Source organism: Denitrobacterium sp., assembly GCF_056180635.1.
This window is the reverse complement of the sequence record NZ_JAZZJS010000003.1, coordinates 1-3226: the sequence shown is the minus strand read 5'-3', so window position 1 is coordinate 3226 and position 3226 is coordinate 1. Positions and strand designations below refer to the sequence as shown.

The 3226-nt window shown below is 56.7% G+C and carries 2 protein-coding genes; both read right to left on the bottom strand.

The window, feature by feature from the left end; genetic code table 11:
- Positions 1 to 1513: InlB B-repeat-containing protein (locus tag AC04P6_RS00105; protein ID WP_475564550.1), on the bottom strand; the 1513-nt coding region annotated here is incomplete at its 3' end.
- Positions 1514 to 1658: 145 nt separating this feature from the next.
- Positions 1659 to 3215, bottom strand: a complete 1557-nt coding sequence (locus AC04P6_RS00100) for a sirohydrochlorin cobaltochelatase (RefSeq protein ID WP_475564549.1) — start codon at positions 3213 to 3215, stop codon at positions 1659 to 1661.
- Positions 3216 to 3226 lie beyond the last annotated feature (11 nt).

The window sequence follows — 3226 nt, the reverse complement described above, 5'->3', positions numbered from 1 at the left end:
TGTTGGAGCCGTGTTCCAAGACGGCTATCGCCTTGCCGCCTTTCACCGTCACGCTTTTCACCTCGAAGGGAATCCTGCGAGCAGAGTCGTTCTTTCCCCAGTTCAAAACTGACTTCACTTGACCCGTATAGGTGCCTGCTTTCAACAGAGACACGTTGTTCACCTGACGCAGCGAGTCGAGAGCCCATGCGTCATTTTCCAGGTAGCGCCCATACGTGACGCTCCCGTTCAGCTTTTCGGTATCGAGCTTCTTCTGCTGTGCAGACGACAAGGAGTCCGTGATTTTCTGCGCAGCCTCGATAGCTTCCTTGTGGGCGCTCGTCACGACGAAGGGGTCGCTCGGAAGTATTGCGATGGCGCATTTCGCCAGAAGGAGAAGCTCGTTATCGGTCAGTTCTTCCTTCTCGGTATCGCTAAGCGCATTGTAGGCAGCCACCGCCGCTGCAACCTTCTCGTTATCGGTTTTACCCAGAATGGTCTTGGGGTCGGATGGAAGATTGGCTATGGCCTGTTGCGCAACTTGCAACGGAGAGAGCTGGTTGTTTTGCCACTGAGCGGTAACCGTCATCTCACTCGTCACGTTACTGAAGTCTTCCGGACTCCAACCGATGAACGTATATCCCTCGCGCGTGGGATTCTCGGGCGCAGTGGCAGCACCGCCCTTCTTCACCACTTGACGAATGATGGTTTTACCAGAGTCATCCCCAGCACCATCCTTGAAGGTAACCCGATAACACTGCTCCCCTTCACCAGCCCACAGCGCGTTGATCGTCGTGTTCTCGGTGATGTCGGTGTAGTCCTTGTCCCAACCCATGAAGACGAATCCGTCACGTTTCGGGTCTTCGGGAGGTACAGCATCCTCGCCCGATTTCACGCTCTGAGGCTCAGTCAGATTATTGCCCTGCCCGTCAGTGAAGGTGACCGTTAGGATATAGCCGGGTATCTTCTCCAAAGCAGGCACGGTCATGTAGTACTGATCGGCTGTTGTTCCGCCGCTCCGATCCGCCGTCTTTACCGGCGCTATTGGCCACGCATACTCGCTGTAACTTTTATCAATTTCGAAGTCGTATTTACTCGACTCTTCGTTAAAGACAACCCACGTTCTATCGGCAAGTGATGCAACCGGATATGTCGCCCCCTCCGGTATTTCCGCCTTACCAGCATTCAGATAAAAGCCGCTGTACACTTTCGTGCCATTTGGCGTAAAAGAAATATGTATCTTTCCGTTTTTAAACGCGACAACCTTATCCCCCGCGTCATTGCCGAACATGCCGAAACCCGAGGTTAGGTCACTTTTATAGAACCCGACCTCATCTCCACTGTAGGCAATCTTGGGGGTCCCCGACAAATCTGAAGTGCCACCCTCGAGCGCGTAGGCGGCCGAATTCGGATTGGCAGCAATCAGGCACAGTGCGGCCACAAGAGTACAGGCAATCACTAGGATGCGTTGCATCCACCCGCTCAGTAGCGCTTGCTTACACTCTCTTAGACGCGAAGCCGTGAAAACCACCATGTAACACCTTAACCTCTGCGCTTCGCAGCGCTCGCCCACGAAGCATATCAATATGCATGCAGGCGCCCTTCCCGAGGAAGGGCACCTGCCATGCTTACCAAGCTAGCGGCTCTCGCCGATTGTATCGGTTTTCACCGATAAGCTGCTATTTGACCTTAATCTTGAAGCTAATGGTCGTGGTTGCAGACTTGTAGGTCGACGTAGCCTTGGAAGTTGCCTTCACCTTCACCTTGTAGGTCTTCTTGGCGAGGCCCTTGGCAACCGTAATCTTGCCGTTGCTCGCTACCGTAATCTTGCCCTTGGCGGCTTTCGGCACGGAGCTGAGCTCATAGGTAACCTTGCCCTTGCTCGTGTTCTTCGTAACCTTGAAGACCTTCTTCGAAGCGAGGACCGTCTTCTTGCCAGACTTGACTGCTTGCGTCTTCTTGACAGCCTTCACCTTCAGGGTGTTGGCCTTCAGGATAACATCGCCCACGTGCTGGACGTAGAGCTGTTGGACGTCCTTGATCTGGCCCAGGCCCTTGATCTGGCAATCGACCTTCGTGAACGCGCCAGAAGCCGTGAACTGGCTGTACCAGGACTCGGGATCGTCGGGGTCGGCCATGTCGTTGTTGGCATGGTCGCCGGCAACCACCATCAGCGGACGCAGGATGACGTTCTTGTAGCCGGCCTTCTTCACCTTTTCGATGACGACGTCGCAAGCGGTGTCGGCAGGCTCGCCCTCAACGGTGCCGATGAAGACGTTCTTGTAGCCGAGCTTCTTCATCTGCTGCTGCATCTGAGTGTAAGTGACGTTGGCCTCGTGAGAGGTGCCATGGCCCATCAGCACGATAGCAGTGCCATCTTCCTTGGCGGCAGCAACGCTGTCATAGCCTGCGGCCTGAGCGGCGGCGACTGCAGCAGCATCGCCGACGAGCTTCTTGTCGTCGTTGATGACGGTTGCGTCAGCGCCGACCTCGCCCAGCAGAGGCTCGGCAACGGAAACGCTCTCGAACTTGTCTTCGTACTGCGCAAGGATAGCCATGACCTCGTCGTACTCGGCACCATGCATCAGATGCGTGGGCTGAACGACCAGGTTCTTCACGCCAGCGGCAACGGCCTTGTCAAGCGCCTGCTCAACGTTGTCGATCTGCTCGCCGTCACGCGCAAGGATATGGTTGATGATGATCTGCGCGGTGAAAGCGCGGCGCACGGCCCAGTCGGGGTTTGCCTCCTGGATGGCCTTCTCGACGGCGCCGATCGTGGCAACGCGGCTGTCGTTGTACGACGTGCCGAAGCTCACTACCAGAATCTCGTTCTCTTTGTCAGCGGGCGTATTCAGCGGATCGTCGGCAGCAGCACTGCCCGTGTCAAGGCCGAAGTAATCGTATTCCTCGACAAGCAGCTGCTGCTCGGGCGTCAGAGCATCCCAAGCGGCCTTTGCGGCTGCGCACAGCTCGGGGGTGTCGACTGTCCACTCCTGGACTTGGATGCTGGCGATCAGCTCATCGACCGCGAGAGCTGCAGCCTCATCCTCGGTCAAGCTCACGGCCGCGCTGGTTTCGATCGCAATGCTGGTCTCGACGACGGCGCTGCCCTCCACAGGAGCGCTACCGCCAGCAGAGGCGTTGCCGCCGCTGTTGTTGGAGCCGCATCCTGCTGCGACCACCAGAGCAGCCGACATGGCTGCGGCAGCCGCTACTGCAAGAAACTTCTTCTTCATCCTTGTTCCTT